The 17,952-nt window shown below is 70.6% G+C and carries 17 protein-coding genes; 8 read left to right on the forward strand and 9 right to left on the reverse strand.

Features of this window, described 5'->3' with window-relative positions; translation table 11 throughout:
- Nucleotides 1-76: 76 nt before the first annotated feature.
- Nucleotides 77-1,438, reverse strand: coding sequence for a glutamine synthetase family protein (locus tag ACFU97_RS00125; protein WP_384248666.1), 1,362 nt, complete (start codon nt 1,436-1,438; stop codon nt 77-79).
- Nucleotides 1,439-1,747: 309 nt separating this feature from the next.
- Here ACFU97_RS00125 and ACFU97_RS00130 point away from each other — a divergent pair, with 309 nt between their 5' ends.
- The gene (locus ACFU97_RS00130; RefSeq protein WP_384248669.1) at nt 1,748-2,935 is read left to right on the forward strand and encodes a globin domain-containing protein; all 1,188 of its coding nucleotides are present in this window, start codon (nt 1,748-1,750) and stop codon (nt 2,933-2,935) included.
- A 97-nt stretch (nt 2,936-3,032) separates the two neighbouring features.
- Here the strand turns inward: ACFU97_RS00130 and ACFU97_RS00135 are convergent, their stop codons facing one another.
- Entirely contained in the window at nt 3,033-3,467 is a 435-nt protein-coding gene (locus ACFU97_RS00135) for an RrF2 family transcriptional regulator (protein WP_384248671.1), read from the reverse strand.
- 175 nt (nt 3,468-3,642) lie between these two features.
- Here ACFU97_RS00135 and ACFU97_RS00140 point away from each other — a divergent pair, with 175 nt between their 5' ends.
- From ACFU97_RS00140 to ACFU97_RS00155, 4 genes are all read left to right on the forward strand, one after another.
- Nucleotides 3,643-4,311, forward strand: coding sequence for a DUF3105 domain-containing protein (locus tag ACFU97_RS00140; protein ID WP_384248673.1), 669 nt, complete (start codon nt 3,643-3,645; stop codon nt 4,309-4,311).
- 1 nt (nt 4,312) lies between these two features.
- Nucleotides 4,313-4,942, forward strand: coding sequence for a DUF305 domain-containing protein (locus ACFU97_RS00145; RefSeq protein ID WP_384248676.1), 630 nt, complete (start codon nt 4,313-4,315; stop codon nt 4,940-4,942).
- Between the two features lie 204 nt (nt 4,943-5,146).
- Nucleotides 5,147-7,090, forward strand: coding sequence for a protease pro-enzyme activation domain-containing protein (locus ACFU97_RS00150; RefSeq protein ID WP_384248679.1), 1,944 nt, complete (start codon nt 5,147-5,149; stop codon nt 7,088-7,090).
- 126 nt (nt 7,091-7,216) lie between these two features.
- A complete protein-coding gene (locus tag ACFU97_RS00155) occupies nt 7,217-9,265 on the forward strand; it encodes an NAD(+) synthase (protein WP_384248682.1) in 2,049 nt (682 codons plus the stop codon).
- Here ACFU97_RS00155 and ACFU97_RS00160 read toward each other — a convergent pair.
- Both ACFU97_RS00160 and ACFU97_RS00165 read right to left on the reverse strand, forming a co-directional pair.
- Nucleotides 9,255-9,455, reverse strand: a complete 201-nt coding sequence (locus ACFU97_RS00160) for a DUF397 domain-containing protein (RefSeq protein ID WP_384248685.1) — start codon at nt 9,453-9,455, stop codon at nt 9,255-9,257. The two genes, ACFU97_RS00155 and ACFU97_RS00160, sit on opposite strands and share 11 nt — an antisense overlap.
- Nucleotides 9,427-10,290: a helix-turn-helix domain-containing protein gene (locus ACFU97_RS00165; protein ID WP_384248687.1), complete on the reverse strand. Its 864-nt coding sequence runs from the start codon at nt 10,288-10,290 to the stop codon at nt 9,427-9,429. The genes ACFU97_RS00160 and ACFU97_RS00165 overlap by 29 nt, the downstream gene beginning before the upstream one ends.
- 133 nt (nt 10,291-10,423) lie before the next feature.
- Here ACFU97_RS00165 and ACFU97_RS00170 point away from each other — a divergent pair, with 133 nt between their 5' ends.
- Entirely contained in the window at nt 10,424-10,648 is a 225-nt protein-coding gene (locus ACFU97_RS00170; protein WP_384248690.1) for a hypothetical protein, read from the forward strand.
- Nucleotides 10,645-10,998: an ATP-binding protein gene (locus ACFU97_RS00175; RefSeq protein WP_384248692.1), complete on the forward strand. Its 354-nt coding sequence runs from the start codon at nt 10,645-10,647 to the stop codon at nt 10,996-10,998. The genes ACFU97_RS00170 and ACFU97_RS00175 overlap by 4 nt, the downstream gene beginning before the upstream one ends.
- A gap of 15 nt (nt 10,999-11,013) precedes the next feature.
- Here the strand turns inward: ACFU97_RS00175 and ACFU97_RS00180 are convergent, their stop codons facing one another.
- The gene (locus ACFU97_RS00180) at nt 11,014-11,649 is read right to left on the reverse strand and encodes a TetR/AcrR family transcriptional regulator (RefSeq protein WP_384248695.1); all 636 of its coding nucleotides are present in this window, start codon (nt 11,647-11,649) and stop codon (nt 11,014-11,016) included.
- Between the two features lie 140 nt (nt 11,650-11,789).
- On the opposite strand from ACFU97_RS00180, the gene ACFU97_RS00185 reads away from it, so the two are divergent.
- Nucleotides 11,790-12,923, forward strand: coding sequence for an FAD-dependent oxidoreductase (locus tag ACFU97_RS00185; RefSeq protein ID WP_384248697.1), 1,134 nt, complete (start codon nt 11,790-11,792; stop codon nt 12,921-12,923).
- 94 nt (nt 12,924-13,017) lie between these two features.
- Here ACFU97_RS00185 and ACFU97_RS00190 read toward each other — a convergent pair whose 3' ends face one another.
- The 4 genes from ACFU97_RS00190 to ACFU97_RS00205 all read right to left on the reverse strand — a co-directional run bounded on the left by ACFU97_RS00190 (nt 13,018) and on the right by ACFU97_RS00205 (nt 17,855).
- On the reverse strand, nt 13,018-14,232 hold the full coding sequence (locus tag ACFU97_RS00190) for an MFS transporter (protein WP_384248701.1): 1,215 nt from the start codon (nt 14,230-14,232) through the stop codon (nt 13,018-13,020).
- Nucleotides 14,233-14,329: 97 nt separating this feature from the next.
- Nucleotides 14,330-15,379 carry an endonuclease/exonuclease/phosphatase family protein gene (locus ACFU97_RS00195; RefSeq protein WP_384248703.1) on the reverse strand — a complete coding sequence of 350 codons (1,050 nt, stop codon included), beginning with the start codon at nt 15,377-15,379 and terminating at the stop codon, nt 14,330-14,332.
- Between the two features lie 196 nt (nt 15,380-15,575).
- Nucleotides 15,576-16,193 (reverse strand): TetR/AcrR family transcriptional regulator, encoded by a 618-nt coding sequence (locus ACFU97_RS00200; protein WP_384248706.1) that lies wholly within the window; start codon nt 16,191-16,193, stop codon nt 15,576-15,578.
- 72 nt (nt 16,194-16,265) lie between these two features.
- Nucleotides 16,266-17,855, reverse strand: a complete 1,590-nt coding sequence (locus tag ACFU97_RS00205) for an MFS transporter (protein WP_384248709.1) — start codon at nt 17,853-17,855, stop codon at nt 16,266-16,268.
- Between the last annotated feature and the right edge of the window lie 97 nt (nt 17,856-17,952).

The raw sequence follows: 17,952 nt of genomic DNA on the forward strand, positions 1-17,952 counted from the left end.
GGGACCGGCTTGACGCGACGGGGCCGACAGTCTGTGACCATCGGCCCCATTCACCGAAACGGCGGCGAACGCGCGCCTACAGCACCGGCAGGTTCTTCCGCAGCTCGAACGCCGTCACCTCGGAGCGGTACTCGTGCCACTCCGCCTGCTTGTTGCGCAGGAAGAAGTCGAAGACGTGCTCGCCGAGGGTCTCGGCGACCAGGTCGCTGCGCTCCATCAGGGCCAGGGCCTCGCCGAGGTTCTGCGGGAGGGGCTCGATGCCCATGGCGCGGCGCTCGGCGTCGGAGAGGGCCCAGACGTCGTCCTCGGCGCCCGGCGGGAGTTCGTAGCCCTCCTCGATGCCCTTGAGGCCGGCGGCCAGCAGGACGGCGTAGGCGAGGTAGGGGTTGGTGCCGGAGTCGATGGAGCGGACCTCCACGCGCGCCGAACCGGTCTTGCCCGGCTTGTACATCGGGACGCGGACCAGGGCGCTGCGGTTGTTGTGGCCCCAGCAGATGTACGACGGGGCCTCGCCGCCGGCGCCGGCCGTCCGCTCCGAGCCGCCCCAGATGCGCTTGTAGGAGTTCACCCACTGGTTGGTGACCGCGGAGATCTCCGCCGCGTGCCGGAGCAGACCGGCGATGAAGGAGCGGCCGACCTTGGAGAGCTGGTACTCCGCGCCGGACTCGTAGAAGGCGTTCCGGTCGCCCTCGAACAGCGACAGGTGCGTGTGCATGCCGCTGCCCGGGTACTCCGAGAACGGCTTCGGCATGAACGTCGCCTGCACGCCCTGCTCCAGCGCCACCTGCTTCATGACCAGGCGGAAGGTCATGATGTTGTCGGCCGTCGAGAGGGCGTCGGCGTAGCGGAGGTCGATCTCCTGCTGACCGGGGGCGCCCTCGTGGTGGGAGAACTCGACCGAGATGCCCATCGACTCCAGCATGGTGATGGCCTGGCGGCGGAAGTCCATGCCGATGTTCTGCGGGGTGTGGTCGAAGTAGCCGGAGTTGTCGGCCGGGGTCGGGCGCGTGCCGTCGAGCGGACGGTCCTTGAGCAGGTAGAACTCGATCTCCGGGTGGGTGTAGAAGGTGAAGCCCAGGTCGGAGCCGCGGGTCAGGGCGCGCTTGAGGACGTAGCGCGGGTCGGCGAAGGACGGGGAGCCGTCCGGCATGAGGATGTCGCAGAACATGCGGGCGGTACCGGGGGCCTCGGCACGCCAGGGCAGGATCTGGAAGGTCGAGGGGTCCGGCTTGGCGATCATGTCGGACTCGTAGACCCGGGCGAAGCCCTCGATCGCGGAGCCGTCGAATCCGATGCCCTCGTCGAAGGCCTGCTCCAGCTCGGCCGGGGCCACGGCGACGGACTTGAGGAAGCCCAGCACGTCCGTGAACCACAGGCGTACGAACCGGATGTCGCGCTCCTCCAAGGTCCGGAGCACGAACTCCTGCTGCTTGTCCATCTTCCGCTTCCCCATCCTTGCTGGTCAGGCCGCCTGTCTCCCTGTCCCGCAGGAGGCGGTCGGGCACCTGAGCATCACACCACAACAGCATTTCATGCGCGTTGCCGACCTTGATCGACGTGGACGGCGCGGGTCTGAATCCCTCGCATACGGCGGGTGCACGGCTCCGCTGCCCATCTTGCCTGCTCGGACCGCCATCCGTAATGCCCCGCCCCACCTCGCACGTGAGGAGCGCCACGCCGTTTTAATTTGCATCTCAGATGCAAGTTTAACTAGCGTGCGGTCGTACCGAGTTCACGAGGAGCCCCGATGCTTTCCGAACCAGCCGCCGCCACCGTCCGCGCCACCCTCCCCGCCGTCGGCGCGTCGCTCGCCGAGATCACGGAGCGGTTCTACGCCGGGCTGTTCGCCGCCCGCCCCGAGCTGCTGCGCGACCTCTTCAACCGCGGGAACCAGGCCGCCGGCACCCAGCGCCAGGCGCTGGCGGGCTCGATCGCCGCCTTCGCGACACACCTGCTGGAGCACCCGGACCGGCGGCCGGACGCGATGCTGTCCCGCATCGCCCACAAGCACGCCTCGCTGGGCGTCACGCCGGAGCAGTACGAGCTCGTCCACGAGCACCTCTTCGCCGCGATCGCCGAGGTCCTCGGCGAGGCCGTCACGCCCGAGGTCGCGGCCGCCTGGGACGAGGTCTACTGGCTGATGGCCAACGCCCTCACCGCCATCGAGAGGCGGCTGTACGAGGAGTCCGCCGAGACCGGCTGGCGGCGCTGGGAGGTCGTGGAGCGGTTCGCGGAGACGGCGGACGTCGCCACGTTCCGGCTGCGCCCGGTGGACGGCGGGGAGGTCCCGGGCTTCCGCGCGGGCCAGTACGTGTCGGTGCGCGCGGAGCTCGCGGACGGGGCCCGTCAGATACGGCAGTACAGCCTGTCCGGGGCGCCCGGCTCGACGGTCCGCCAGATCAGCGTGAAGCGGGTGCCGGGCGACGGCGCCGCCCCCGACGGCGAGGTCTCGAACCACCTGCACGCGCGCGTGCGGGAAGGTGACGTCCTGGAGCTGTCCGCCCCGTACGGCGACCTCGTCCTCGACGACGGCGACGGCACGCCCCTGCTGCTCGCGTCCGCGGGCATCGGCGTGACCCCGATGGTCGCCATGCTCGCGCGGCTCGCCGAGACCGGTCACCGCACCCCGGTGACCGTCGTCCACGGCGACCGCTCCCCCGCGGACCACGCCCTGCGCGTCGACCACGAGGCGTACACCGAGAAGCTCCCGGACGCCTCCGCGCACTTCTGGTACGAGGCGGACGCGGCCCCGGGCACCCGCACCGGCCTCGTCGACCTCACCGACGTCGCCGTCGCCGAGGGCACGCGCGCGTACCTCTGCGGCCCGCTCCCCTTCATGCGCGCGGTCCGCACCCAGCTCCTCGAGAAGGGCGTCGCCCCGGCCGACATCCACTACGAGGTCTTCGGCCCGGACCTCTGGCTGACCCGCGCCTGACCCGCCCCGAGCCCCACGGCCGGCACTCCCTGCAGGGGGCGCCGGCTCGTTCGGTCGCGTCAGGTGCCGGCTGCGTGCCGTACGCACGGGACCCGCGTCAGCGGACCGTCGGCAGTCCCAGCAGCAGCGTCCCCGTGGGGGCCGCCACGATGTCCTGCACCGTCACCGGGTCCAGGGAGGCGAAGAACGCCTCCTGGGCGCGGCGGAGTTCGCCGCGCAGGCGGCAGGCGGGGGCGAGGGGGCAGGGGGTCGCGCCCTCGCAGTCGACGACGTCGCCGTCGCCCTCGAAGGCGCGGACGACCGCGCCCACGGAGGCCGCGCGGCCCTTCGCGGTGAGCGAGAGGCCGCCGCCCCGGCCGCGGCGGGCGTCGAGCAGCGCCATGTGCTGGAGTTCGGCCACGACCTTCGCCGCGTGCGTGTAGGGCACGTCCATGTCGGCCGCGACCTCACGGGTCGTGGGAGTGGCCTCGTCGGCGACCGCGAGCCGCATGAGCACGCGCAACGCGAGGTCGGTGGATCGGAGCAGCCGCATACCACCAGCCTAAATAATGTGCATCTCGGGTTCAACTTATCGGCGCTGCGGTCACCGGCCGGATCCTGTCGGGTTCCTGTCGATCCGGCCATTCCTGTGACCTGCCCGTGGAACGTCCCGCCCGCCCCATTACCATCAGCGAACCCGACCGTCCCTTTCCCCCGAAGGACACTCCATGGGCTCCGCCAACAAGACCACCGGTGCGGCACGCAAGGCGCGGATAGAGGAGATGCGGCGCGCCGAGCAGTCCCGGCAGCGGCGCAACCGGATCCTGACGGTCGCCGCGAGCGTGGTGGTCGTCGCCGGGCTCGTGGTGGGCGGCGTCTACGTCGTGAAGTCGCAGGACGACGGCAAGAAGGACACCGCGGCCGACTCCAAGGCCCAGGGCTCGGGACACTTCGTCACCGGCGCGGACGGGGTGCGCACCTGGACGGGCAAGCTGACCCGCAACCACGTCCAGACGGCCGTGAAGTACCCGATGCACCCGCCCGTCGGCGGCGACCACAACCCGGTCTGGCTCAACTGCAACGGCGACGTCTACACCAAGCCCGTCAAGGACGAGAACGCCGTGCACGCCCTGGAGCACGGCGCGGTGTGGGTGACGTACACCGACAAGGCGGCCAAGAAGGACGTGGCGACGCTCGCGGCGAAGGTCAAGCAGACGCCGTACTCGCTGATGAGCCCGTACGCCGACCAGTCCGCGCCGATCGAACTGTCGGCCTGGGGGCACCAGTTGAGCGTCAAGAGCGCCGACGACCCGAAGGTCGGCGCCTTCTTCGAGACGTACGTGCAGGGCAAGCAGACGCCGGAGCCGGGTGCCTCCTGCACCGGCGGGACGATGTGACGTGAAGGCGTACATCGGCTGGATCACCGGGGCCGCGGCGGCCGTGCTCGTCGCGGCCGGCGCGATCACCTACGCGGTCGCCGAGGACGGCGGCGACTCCGCCCCGAGCACTCCGGCCGCCGACTCCGCCGACGCCGGTTTCGCCCGCGACATGGCGGTGCACCACCAGCAGGCCGTCGAGATGTCGTACATCGTGCGGGACCGCACGAAGAACACCGAAGTGCGGCGGCTCGCCTACGACATCGCGCAGACGCAGGCCAACCAGCGCGGCATGCTGCTGGGCTGGCTGGATCTGTGGGAGCTGCCGAAGGTGTCGGCGAAGCCGCCGATGGCCTGGATGGGCATGGGCGACATGCCCGAGCGCGGCGACGGCTCGCTGATGCCCGGCATGGCGACGAACGCGGAGCTGAAGAAGCTCGGCACCCTCAACGGCAAGCAGGCGGAGATCCTCTACCTCCAACTGATGACGGAGCATCACAAGGGCGGCATCCACATGGCCGAGGGCTGCGTGGCCAAGTGCACGGTCGGCGTGGAGAAGAACCTCGCGCAGGGCATGGTGAACGCCCAGCAGTCGGAGATCGAGCTGATGGCCGGCATGCTCAAGGAACGTGGCGCACAGGCCCGTTCGTAACGCCACCGAAGGAACGAAAGCCCCAAATCGCCCAACCTGACGGTTCCTTGGGCTTCTCTTGGCTTACGCATCACCCTGGCATGAACGGTTCATCGCAAGAGTTGCCCCTATCGCTTGATCACTGCCCGCGCCTCCGCCGCGGTGCCGGGCACCAGGGGCAGGCGGCAACCGACACATGCGAAGAACCGCATCGCAGGGGGTTCTATGAGATCCAACCGCGCCACGATGCGCGCCGCGAGCATGGCAGCGACACTGCCCATGATCGCCGGCGCGCTGGCGCTCGGCATACCCGCGGCGCACGCCGCGGACAACCCGGGCCGGCAGACTCTCGCGGGCACCAAGCCCGCGTGGGCGACGGCCAAGGCGGACAAGGGCGCAACGTCCAACAGCGCCCAGGTCTCCGCCCGGGTCTATCTGGCCGGCAAGAACGCGGCGGGCCTCGCCGCGTACGCGAAGGCCGTCTCCGACCCGAGCTCGGCCTCGTACGGCAAGTACCTCAGCGCCAAGAAGGCGCAGTCCCGCTTCGGCGCGACCAAGGCCCAGGTGGCCGCGGTCACGTCGTGGCTGAAGTCCGCGGGCCTGAAGGTCACGGGCGTCACGCAGCACTACGTCTCCGTCACCGGTGACGTGGCCGCCGCCGAGAAGGCGTTCGGCACCCAGCTGCACAACTTCACCAAGGGCTCCAAGACCTACCGCGCGCCGTCGAAGACGGCCTCGGCGCCCGACAGCCTCAAGGGTGCCGTCCTGACCGTCACCGGTCTGGACAACGCGCCGCACAAGGCGAACCACAAGGACCAACTGCCCGGTCCCGGGGCGGTGTTCAAGAACTCCGGGCCGTTCTCCTCGTACTACGGCTCCAATGTCGCGAGCACGCTGCCCGAGGCGTACGGTCACAAGATCCCGTACGCGGTCAAGGGGTACACCGGCAAGCAGCTGCGCGCCGCCTACGGCGCCGGCTCGTACACCGGCAAGGGTGTCCGTGTCGCCATCACGGACGCGTACGCCTCGCCGACCATCGCCTTCGACGCACAGACCTACGCGAAGGCGCACGGCGACGCCACCTGGAAGACGGGCCAGCTCAGCCAGGTGCTGCCCAAGAAGTACACGCACACCGGCGCCGACGAGTGCGACGCCTCCGGCTGGTACGGCGAGGAGACCCTGGACGTCGAGGCCGTGCACGCGGTCGCGCCGAACGCCAACGTCACGTACGTGGGCGCCTCCTCCTGCATGGACGACGACCTGCTCGACTCGCTGAGCAAGATCGTCGACAGGCATCTGGCCGACATCGTCTCCAACTCCTGGGGCGACATCGAGGCCAACCAGACGCCGGACCTGGCGGCCGCGTACGACCAGGTCTTCCAGTTCGGCGCGGTCGAGGGCATCGGCTTCTACTTCTCTTCCGGCGACAACGGCGACGAGGTCGCCAACACCGGCACGAAGCAGGTCGACACCCCCGCCAACTCGGCCTGGGTGACGGCGGTCGGCGGTACCTCGCTGGCGGTCGGCAAGGACGACAAGTACCTGTGGGAGACCGGCTGGGGCACGGAGAAGGCCAACCTCGCCACCGACGGCAAGAGCTGGGTCGGCTTCCCGGGCGCCTTCACCTCGGGCGCGGGCGGCGGCACCAGCAAGACGGTGCCCGAGCCGGCGTACCAGAAGGGCGTCGTGCCGAACGCGCTGGCCACGGCCAACAACGCGGCCGGCAACCGGGTCGTGCCTGACATCTCGGCGATCGCCGACCCCAACACCGGATTCAAGGTCGGCCAGACGCAGACCTTCCCGGACGGGTCGGAGCAGTACAGCGAGTACCGCATCGGCGGCACCTCGCTCGCCGCTCCGGTGATCGCGGCCGTACAGGCCCTGGCCCAGGAGGCGCGCGGCGGCAAGGCGATCGGCTTCGCCAACCCGACGATCTACTCCAAGTACGGCTCGAAGCTGTACCACGACGTCACGGACAACCCGGTCGGCTACGACCTGGCCGTCGCCCGTGTCGATTTCGTGAACGGCGTCGACGCGTCGGGCGGTCTGTCCACCTCGGTCCGCTCCCTCGGCAAGGACAGCTCGCTGTCCGCCGTGAAGGGCTACGACGACGTCACCGGCGTGGGCACGCCCGCGAACGGCTACGTCAACTCGTACAAGGGTCACTGAGGCGCCGCCGGCAACGGCAGCCTGAGGGGGCGCGGGGTGGCTTCACCCCGCGCCCCTTCGCCGTGCCCGGGCCGCCCCCACCCCCCGCACCGCGGATTGTGTCGCTCTGACGATTACACTGGGGGCGTGCCTGAATTGAACTTCTGGTCGATCTATCAGCATGGCTTCGCGCGCGTCGCCGCGTGCACGGGCCACACCGTCATCGCGGACCCGCCCGCCAACGCGGAGGCGGTGCTGCGCCACGCGCGCCGCTGCTCCGAGGAGGGCGTCGCCGTCGCGGTCTTCCCCGAACTGGTGCTGTGCGGCTATTCGATCGAGGACCTGCTGCTCCAGGACGCGCTGCTCGACCAGGTCGAGGGGGCGCTCGGGGACGTGGTGGCCGGGTCGGCCGGGCTGCTGCCGGTGCTGATCGTCGGGGCCCCGCTGCGCCACCGCAACCGGGTCTACAACTGCGCGGTCGTGGTGCACCGCGGCCGGATCCTCGGCGTCGTGCCCAAGTCGTACCCGCCGTACTACCGCGAGTTCTACGAGCGCCGGCAGATCGGCGACGGCGCCGACGAGCGCGGCGGCTCGATCCGGGTCGGCGGCGAGAGCGTGCCGTTCGGCGTGGACCTGCTCTTCGCCGCCGCGGACGTCCCCGGTCTCGTGCTGCACGCGGAGATCTGCGAGGACATGTGGGTGCCGGTGCCGCCCAGCGCAGAGGCCGCCCTCGCCGGGGCGAGCGTCCTGGTCAACCTCTCCGGCAGCCCGATCACGGTCGGGCGGGCCGAGGACCGCAAGCTGCTGTGCCGCTCGGCGTCCTCCCGCTGCCTCGCCGCGTACGTCTACGCGGCGGCGGGCCTCGGCGAGTCGACCACCGACCTGTCCTGGGACGGCCAGGCCATGGTGTACGAGAACGGCGTGCTGCTGGCGGAGACCGAGCGCTTCCCGCTCGGCGACAGCTACGCGGTGGCGGACGTGGACCTCGACCTGCTGCGGCAGGAGCGGATGCGGATGGGCACGTTCGACGACAACCGCCGTACGCACAAGGCGCGGACGGACGACTTCCGCACGGTCTCCTTCGCACTCGCCCCGCCGCTCACCGACCTGGGGCTGCGCCGCCGCCTGGAGCGCTTCCCGTTCGTGCCGGCCGACGCCGAGCGGCTCGCCCTGGACTGCTACGAGGCGTACAACATCCAGGTCGAGGGGCTCCAGCAGCGCCTCGCCTCGATCGGCGGCCCGAAGGTCGTCATCGGGGTCTCCGGCGGTCTGGACTCCACGCACGCGCTGATCGTCGCCGCGCGCGCGATGGACCGCGCGGGGCGCCCGCGCAGCGACATCCTGGCCTGGACGCTGCCCGGCTTCGCCACCAGCGACCACACCAAGGACAACGCCCACAAGCTGATGAACTCGCTGGGCGTCACCGCCGCCGAACTGGACATCACGCCCACCGCGCGGCTGATGCTCCAGGAGATGGGCCATCCGTTCGCCACCGGCGAGCCGGTGTACGACGTCACCTTCGAGAACGTCCAGGCCGGGCTGCGCACCGACTACCTGTTCCGGCTGGCCAACCAGCGCGGCGGCATCGTGCTCGGCACCGGTGACCTCTCGGAGCTGGCGCTCGGCTGGTCCACGTACGGCGTGGGCGACCAGATGAGCCACTACAACGTCAACGGCGGCGTGCCGAAGACGCTGATCCAGCATCTGATCCGCTGGGTCATCAGCAGCGGCCAGTTCGACGACGAGACCGGCAAGACGCTCGCCGCGATCCTCGACACCGAGATCAGCCCGGAGCTGGTGCCGGGCGAGGAGATGCAGTCGACGGAGTCGAAGATCGGGCCGTACGCGCTGCACGACTTCACACTCTTCCACGTGCTGCGGTACGGGTTCCGGCCGTCGAAGATCGCGTTCCTGGCGTGGCACGCCTGGCACGACGCGGAGGGCGGTGCCTGGCCGCCGGGCTTCCCCGACGCGAAGCGGGTCGCCTACGACCTCGCGGAGATCCGGCGCTGGCTGGAGGTGTTCTGCCAACGCTTCTTCGCCTTCGCGCAGTTCAAGCGCTCGGCCATGCCGAACGGGCCGAAGGTGTTGGCGGGCGGTTCACTGTCACCGCGCGGCGACTGGCGCGCGCCGTCCGACAGCAACGCACGGGCCTGGCTGCGGGATCTTGCCCGCTTCGACGACCCTACGACTTGAGCGCGTCGACGAAGGGGGCCCAGGCGGCGGCGGTGATGAGGAGCGCGGGGCCGCCGGGGTCCTTGGAGTCCCGGACGGGGACGAGGCCGGGGATGTGGGCGGCGACCTCGACGCAGTCCCCGCCGTCCCCGTTGCTGTAACTGCTCTTCATCCAGAGCGCGTCACTCAAGTCGATCCGGGTGCTTGCCATTTCGATAATCCTCTGCGGCGGCCTTGATCATGGCGAGGGACGTGTCTGGCGACAACGCGACGGCCCTGAGCCGATCGTATGCCTTGCGGTACTGCTTCACGAGGGCCGGATCGTCGATGGTGTCCCCGCTGTAGGACGCCTCGCTGTAGATCAACGGAGGGGCGTCCGGAAACGTCATGACCTTGATGGAAGCTGCCATCAGGGGATACGCGCCGCACGTCCGCGGAACGATCTGCGGAGTGATCCGGCGCCGACCGGCCAGCTCCAAGATCCGGTCGAGCTGCGCAGCCATCTCGACCGGCTGCACGATGGCGTCGGTCAGCAGCGACTGGTGCAGGATCGCCCAGTACTCAGGGACGGAATGGTCGTCCTCGAAGAGGCGCGCCCGCTCGAGCCGGGCCCGCACCCTCTCCTCGATCCGTTCCTCGGCGGCCGCCGGATGGGCGGACCGGACGAGTGTCCGCGCGTAAGGAGCTGTCTGGAGCAGCCCGGGGAAGGTGCTGGGGCACCACTCCTCAATGGATTCCGCGTACTTCTCCGCCTCCAGCACCCGCTCGAAGTACGCGGCGTGCGGCCCCCGCCTGGCCCGCCGCACATCCTCACAATGCCGCTCGAAGTACCCGTCGGTCCCCAGCACCCCGTCCACGTGCCGCGCCAGATCCATGGGCATGCGCCGCTTGCCGTGCTCGATGTCGCTCAAGTACGACTTGCCGTAGAAGCTGCCCTCGACCAGCCGCTCCAGTGACAGCCCCGCCGCCTCCCTCTTCCACCGCAACTCCTTGCCGTAGAAGTCGGGGACGCTCATCGAACCGTCGATGTCCTTGCGCCGGACCACACGCTCACCGCCGTAACTCGCCCTGCCGATTCCGCCGTTCGCGTCGCGGACGCGAATCCCCTTCCACGCTAGCGACCTTGGCGACACTCTGTGAGGTATTCGTCACACACCGCACAGAAGGCTGACACCCCCTATGCCCGACCATCCCCCCACCCCGTACGACGTCACCCTCTGCATCGAGAACCTGCGCGCCGCCCTCGCCCTGCACGGCATCACACTGCCGTCCCTCCGCGCGGACCTGCCGAGCTTCGCGGGCGCGTACGCCCCGCCCGCCGGCCTCGTCGCGCTCGGAAACTGCAACACCGCCACGGCCCAGGCGCTCGCCACCGCCCTCCGCACGACGGCAGCCGGGCGATGACGTTCGAACTCAGCCTGCTCGCGACCCCGAAGGCGGTGCCCGAGCTGCGCCACCACCTCCGCTCGCTCGGCTTCGAAGTCCGCCTGTGCGCGACAGAGTTGGTGACGAACGTGATCGACCATGTCGGCGCGGGCACGCCGGTGACCGTGCGCGTGACCGGCACGCCGCACGGCCACACCCGCGTCGAGGTCACCGATCCGGACCCCCGTGCGCTGCCGACCCTCCTGTCCGCCACCGGAACAGCGGAGTCCGGCCGCGGTCTGGCCCTGGTGGACCAGCTCTCCCGGCGTTGGGGCGTGGAGCAGGCGGCGGACCGCAAGACGGTCTGGTGCGAGCTGGCCGGACCGTAGCGGCGAGAGCTGCGCTCAGGACGCTTGCCCACGGGTGGGTGCAAGCGTGCTCCAGCCGGATTCCAGCAGTTCGAAGGCGCGGGTGACGGCCTGGCGGGGGTCGTCATGGCCCTGGGCGGCACGGGGTGCTTCGAGGGCGAAGTGGGCGAGGGCGGTGCAGGCGGGATCGTCCGCGGGAAGTCCGCTCTCCTCCGCGATGACGTGCGCCAGGGCGGCGGTGTGGCGCAGCCACATGTTCTGCCGGTAGTCGCGCAGGGCGGGGGTGTCGTTCACCAGGCGCAGGAAGGCCGCGAAGCGGGGGTCGCCGTCCGCGGTGAGCATCCGGGAGCGCAGTGCGTGCTCGCGCAGCGCCGCGGGCACGGTCAGGCCCTCGGGCCGTTCACGTACCGCGGCGAGCAGGGCGGTCTCCACGTCGTCCTCCTCGTCGAAGACGAGGGCCTCCTTGACCGGGAAGTGCTTGAACAGCGTCGTGGTGGACACGTCGGCGGCGTCCGCGATCTCGCGGATGCCGACGTCGTCGTATCCGCGCTGGAGGAACAGGTGCAGCGCGGCGTCAGCGATGGCCCGGCGGGTGGCTGCCTTCTTGCGCTCGCGGCGGCCCTGGGGCGCCGGCGCGGCGGTGGATCCGGTGTCGGTCGTGGTGTCGGGCATGCCCGTAGCGTACCGCCAAGGTGATACCACTTCAAAAGTTGAGTCGTTGCACTTATTGAGTCGGTGTGCTTTTCTTTGGACTCCCCTCACCCACCGGCAGCCGCGGCACAGCCGTGTGCACGTCACGAGCGGAGACCACCATGAACACCACCCACGCACCCCGCATCGCGGTCATCGGCGCCGGCCCGGGCGGCCTGACCTGCGCCCGCATCCTCCAGCGGCACGGCATCACCGCCACCGTCCACGACCGGGACGCCGGTCCCGGCACCCGCAACCAGGGCGGCACCCTGGACCTGCACGCCGACAACGGCCAGATCGCCCTGCGTGAAGCCGGGCTGCTCGACGCCTTCTTCCGGCTGGCTCGCCCCGAAGGGCAGGAGATGCGCCAGCTGGACACGGCCGGCACGATGCTCTTCCACCATCTCCCCGAGGAGGGCGAGCAGTTCAAGCCGGAGATCGACCGCGGCCAGCTGCGTGACCTGCTGCTCGACTCCCTGCGCCCGGGCACCGTGCGCTGGGGCCACACCCTCGAGGAGGTCTCCGGCCCCGCCGGCGGACCGCGGACCCTGCACTTCACGAACGGCACCACCGCCGAGGCCGATCTCGTCATCGGCGCGGACGGCGCCTGGTCCACGGTCCGGCGAGCCGTCTCCCGCGCCACTCCCGAGTACAGCGGCGTGAGCTTCCTCGAGGCCCGGTTCGACGACGTCGACGACCGGCATCCTCGCATCGCCGAGCTGGTCGGTCAGGGCAGCGCCGCGGCGGCCGACGGAGAGCGGGCCCTGTTCGCCCAGCGCAACAGCGGCAACCACATACGCGTCTACGTCATCCAGCGCGTCCCCGCCGACTGGATCACCGCCGCCGGCCTGACGCCCGAGGACACCGACGGCATCCGCCACGTCCTGCTGGAGCGCTACGCCCACTGGTCGCCCCGTATGCGCGAGTTGATCACCGGCAACGACGGCCCCTACGTAGACCGCCCGATCTTCGCCCTGCCGGTGCCGCACACCTGGGACCACCACCCCACCGTCACCCTGCTCGGCGACGCCGCCCACCTCATGCCGCCGCTCGGCGTCGGCGTCAACCTCGCCATGCTCGACGCCTGCGAACTCGCCCTGGCCATCGCGCACACCGACACCGTCGACGAGGCCGTCCGCGCCTACGAGAAGACCATGGTGCCCCGCTCCACCGAGACGGCCCGGCTCCTCGACGGCGCGGCCGCCGGGCTGCTGTCCACGGAACTGCCCGACTTCGCCGGCGCGGACCGGGACTGAACGGCCGGACCGGAGCGGGCCGTCGGAGCGGTCCGTCGGGGCCGGTTCAGCGGTGAGCGCACCGACACGACGGGGCCAGGAGGCGGAGCCCAGGTCAGCGGTGCAGCATCCCCGAGCGTTCCGGTACATGCGCGGCGACCACGCGGCCCACCCGGACGACCTCCCGCCGCCGGTCCACCGCGTACGCCGCGCCCGCCACGCCCAGTCCGAGTACCGCCAGCGCCGCGCCCGTCAAGGCCGGGGACGTGACGCCGAAGCCGGCCGCCAGGGCCAGGCCGCCGATCCAGGCTCCGCCCGCGTTGGCCAGGTTGAATGCGGCCTGGTTGGCGGAGGACGCCAGGGACGGGGCCGCCGAAGCCTTCTCCATGACCATCAGCTGGAGGGGCGAGCCGGTGATGAAGGCCGCCGCGCCGAGCAGGACCACGGCGAGGGCCGCGCTCCACTGCGCCGACATCAGCAGCGGGAACAGGCCGAGGACGGCGGCCAGAGCGAGCAGGCCCCCGAACAGCGTCCCGCGCAGGGAGTGGTCGGCGAGGCGGCCGCCCGCCAGGTTGCCGATCGTCGCGCCGACGCCGAACAGGGCGAGCAGCAGCGTCACGCTGGTCTCGGCGTAGCCGGCGGCGTTCGTGAGCATCGGCGTGACGTAGCTGTAGGCGGCGAACAGAGCGCCGAACCCGGCGACCGTGGTGCCGAGCGCCAGCCAGACGGGCAGGGAGCGCAGCGCGGCCAGCTCGCCGCGCAGGCCCGCGGCGGGGGCGGGCGTGTGGTCGTGCGGGATCAGCAGCGCGAGTGAGGCGATGGCCGCGAGGCCGATCGCGCCGACGGCGAGGAAGGTGGCCCGCCAGCCCAGGTGCTGGCCCATGAGCGTGGCGACGGGGACGCCGGCGACGTTGGCGACGGTGAGCCCGAGGAACATCAGCGAGACGGAGCGCGCCTTGCGCTCCGGCGCCACCATGGTCGTCGCGACGACGGCGCCCACGCCGAAGAAGGCGCCGTGCGGCAGCCCGCTCAAAAACCGGGCGGCCAGGAGCGAGTCGGGGCCGGGGGCGAAGGCGGACAGGGTGTTGCCCACCACGAACAGCGCCATCAGGCCGATGAGGACGGAGCGGCGGGACATCCGGGAGGTGACCGCGGCCAGCAGCGGGGCGCCGATGACGACGCCCAGCGCGTACGCCGAGACCAGGTGCCCCGCGGCAGGGATCGAGATGTGCAGGTCGTCCGCGACGTCGGGCAGCAGTCCCATCATCACGAACTCGGTCGTGCCGATACCGAAAGCGCCGACGGCCAGAGCGAGCAGGGCCAGGGGCATGGAGGAGCCTGTTCCTTTCGGAGAGCAGAGGTACGTGTGTTCCACAGTCTATGTTCAGTTGCGGAACAAACTCTGCCAGGCTCAGAATTCCCAGGGGTCAGGAGCCGGTGTCCAGGTTCACACGAGCGGCGATCGGAAGGTGGTCGCTGCCGGTCGCGGGCAGCGTCCACGAGCTCACCGGCTCGACGCCCTGGACCAGGATCTGGTCGATCCGCGCCATCGGGAACGAGGCCGGCCAGCTGAACCCGAAGCCGCTGCCCGCCGCGCCCTGCGTGGAACGCATCTGCGCCGTCACGCCGTTCAGGGAGCGGTCGTTCATGGTGCCGTTGAGATCGCCGAGCAGCACCTTGCGCTTCAGCGGCTCGTCGGCGATGGCCTCGCCCAGCGCGTCGGCACTCGTGTCGCGCTGGCGCGCCGTGAACCCTGCCTCCAACTTGACGCGGACGGACGGGAGATGGGCGACGTAGAACGCGACCTGTCCCTCGGGGGTGGCGATCGTGGCGCGCATCGCCCGGGTCCAGCCCAGTTTGATGTCGACGGCCTTGACGCCGGTCATCGGGTACTTGCTCCACAGCCCGACCGTGCCCTGCACCGAGTGGTACTTGTACGTCGGGGCCAGCGCCCGCTCGTAGACCGGGACCACCGACGCCTTCAGCTCCTCCAGGGCCACCACGTCCGCGCCGGAGGCGGCGACGTCGCGGGCCGTGCCCGAGGGATCGGGGTTGTCGGCGTTGACGTTGTGCGTGGCGACGGTGAGGTCGCCGCCGCCGCCGGTCTTGTCGGTGAGCAGGCCGCCGAAGAGGTTCAGCCACACGGCCACCGGCACCACCAGCGCGATCAGCGCGGTGGCCGACTTGCGTACCAGCCCGATCAGCAGCAGGACCGGGATCAGCAGGCCGAGCCAGGGCAGGAAGGTCTCGGTGAGACTGCCCAGGTTGCCGACCCTGTTGGGGATCCGGGCGTGCAGCAGCATCACGAGTGCGAGGAGGACGGCCACCGCCGCCGTCACGATGCCGCGGCGCCAGATTCTGGGATCGCCCCGCCAGCCGGAGAACAGGCGGTTCAGCAGGCGGCGGAAGCGGTCACCCCGGCGCTCGGGCCCCGAGCCGCCGTTGTCGGTCTCCGTCATGTACGCCTGCTGCGCCATACCGCGTCGCCTCACTGCCTGCCATGCCCACCGTCCGTCCCCCTGTCTACGACCCTAGGGGATGTTCGGCTTCGATCTCGCCGTCCCGTGACGGCCGTACGGGCTGTGGGACGAAGAAGTCGGGGCGGTGAGTTCCGCATGCGCGGACGGAAAGCGTGCTCTGTGACGGAACGCGCACATACCGGCGGGCCGGAGGTCAGCTGACGGGCCGTAGACCTTCGAGGAGTGTGTCGACGATCTCCTCCGAGAGGCCCTCGGGCAGGTCCGCGTCCGGCCGCATGACGCTGCGCAGCAGCATCGGGCCGACGACGATGTCGTTGAGCAACTCGACGTCGACGTCGGCCCGGATCTCGCCGTTGGCCTGGCCCCGCCGCAGCACCTCGACCTGGAGCCGGCGGCGCGGTTCGACGACGGCGGCCTGGTACGCCCGCCAGATCCGCGGGCTGCTCTTCATCTGGGCGAAGACGTTGTGCAGCAGCGCCGACGACCGGGTCATCACCCCACGCCGGCGCAGCTGTTCCAGCATCGCCACCAGGTCGTCGCGCATCGAGGTGCCGGGCAGCTCGGGGTCCGGCGGCTCGGCGGCGCGGATGACGTCGACGAAGAGCTCCTCCTTGCCGTTCCACCGGCGGTAGATGGTGGCCTTGCCGACGCCCGCGGTGCGGGCGATGCGCTCGATGGAGAGCTCGGCCAGCGGCACGCCGTCCTCCAGGAGCTTCATCACGCCTTCGACGATGGCGCGCTCGACGGCCTCGCTGCGGGGGCGGCCCCTGGTGGGCGCCCCGGGATCGGCTTGGCTGTCGGCGAGGCTCACGTGACTGCGTCCCTTCGGTGTGCTGGTCCGATTCTCCCTTGTGTACGGCACCCCCGAGCAGGCCGGAAGGAGTTATTCCGCCGCTGCCACCAACTCCTGCTGCTCCTCGCCCTTCTGAGGCGCCGCCGGCTTGCCCGGCAGGAAGAGGAAGACCACGAGCGCGCCGAGCAGCGCGACGCCCGTGCCGCACAGGGCGGTGACGTGCATGGCGTGCAGGAAGGCGTCGTTGGCCGGGGTGATGAGGCCCTTGCCCTGCGGGCCGAGCTTCGCGGCGACGCCGAGCGTGGCCTCGATGGACTCGCCGGCGGTGTCCCTCAGCCCCTTGGGGAGGAGGCCCAGCTTGTCCTCGATGCCGGTGCGGTACGCGGTGGACAGCACCGAGCCGAGCACGGCGATGCCGAGCGCGCCGCCGACCTGGCGGAAGGTGTTGCTGAGCGCGGAGGCGGAGCCGGCCTTCTCGCGCGGCAGGGCCTGCATGATGACCACGCTGGTCGGGGTCATGACGTGCGCCATGCCGGCACCCATGAGGAAGAAGACGACCTCCAGGACCCAGATCGGGGTGTCCGCCTCGAAGCCCGCGAAGGCGGCGAGCATGCCGGCGAGCAGCAGCAGACCGCCGCCGGTGGTGGCCTTGTTGCCGAAGCGGTCGACGACCAGCCGGGCCCGCGGCGCGAAGATCATCTGCGCGGCGGCCAGCGGCAGCATCAGCAGACCGGACTGCAGCGGCGAGTAGCCGCGCACGCTCTGGGTGTAGAAGACGGAGAAGAAGGTCACGCCCATCAGCGCGAAGAAGACCAGCGCTATGGCGGCCATGGCGGCCGAGAACACCTTGTTCTTGAAGTACGTGACGTCCAGGGACGGGTGGTCGCTGCGCTTCTCGAACACCACGAACAGGGCGAGCACGAGAATGCCGGCGCCGATGGTCGACAGCACGGTGGTGTCCGTGAAGTCGGCGAGCTGGCCGCCCTTGATGATGCCGTAGACGAGCAGGACGAGGCCGACGACGGACAGGACCACGCCGATCGGGTCGACCCGGCCGGGCCGGGGGTCGCGGGAGTCCGGCACCAGCCAGACCATCAGCGCGAGCGCGAGCAGCACGATCGGCACGTTGATCAGGAAGACGGAGCCCCACCAGAAGTGGTCGAGGAGCAGACCGCCGGTGATCGGGCCGATGGCGATCGCGAGGCCGACGCCGCCGGCCCAGATGCCGATGGCCTTGGGCTGCTCGTCGCGCTCGAAGACGTTCATGAGGACGGCGAGGGTGGCCGGCATGACGAAGGCGGCGCCCATCGCCATCAGCGCGCGGAAGGCGATGAGCTGGGCCGGCGAGCCGGACTCGGCGGCCAGCGCGGATCCGATGCCGAACACGACGAGACCGCCGAGCAGCACCTTCTTGCGGCCCACCCGGTCGCCGATGAGGCCCGCGGTGAACAGCAGGCCCGCGAAGACGAGCGTATAGGCGTTGATCGCCCACTCCAGCTCGCTCTGCGTGGCGCCGAGGCCGATCGGAGCCGGGGTGGAGATCGTCTTGATCGCGACGTTCAGGATCGAGTTGTCGAGCACCACGATCAGCAGGCTCAGCATCAGCACGCCGAGGATCGCCCAGCGGCGCCGGTGCACCTCTTCGGGGATCCGGCCGGCGGTGGCAGGAGGAGTGGTCATGGCCACCAGGGTAGATAATTAGAATACGAGACCGTACCGTATCGAAATTATTTTACTCAGCCCTTACACGGGCCGACCGCCGCGTGCAGCATGCGTG

The sequence above is a fragment of the Streptomyces sp. NPDC057616 genome (assembly GCF_042800575.1).
In the GTDB taxonomy this organism is placed as follows: Bacteria; Actinomycetota; Actinomycetes; order Streptomycetales; family Streptomycetaceae; genus Streptomyces.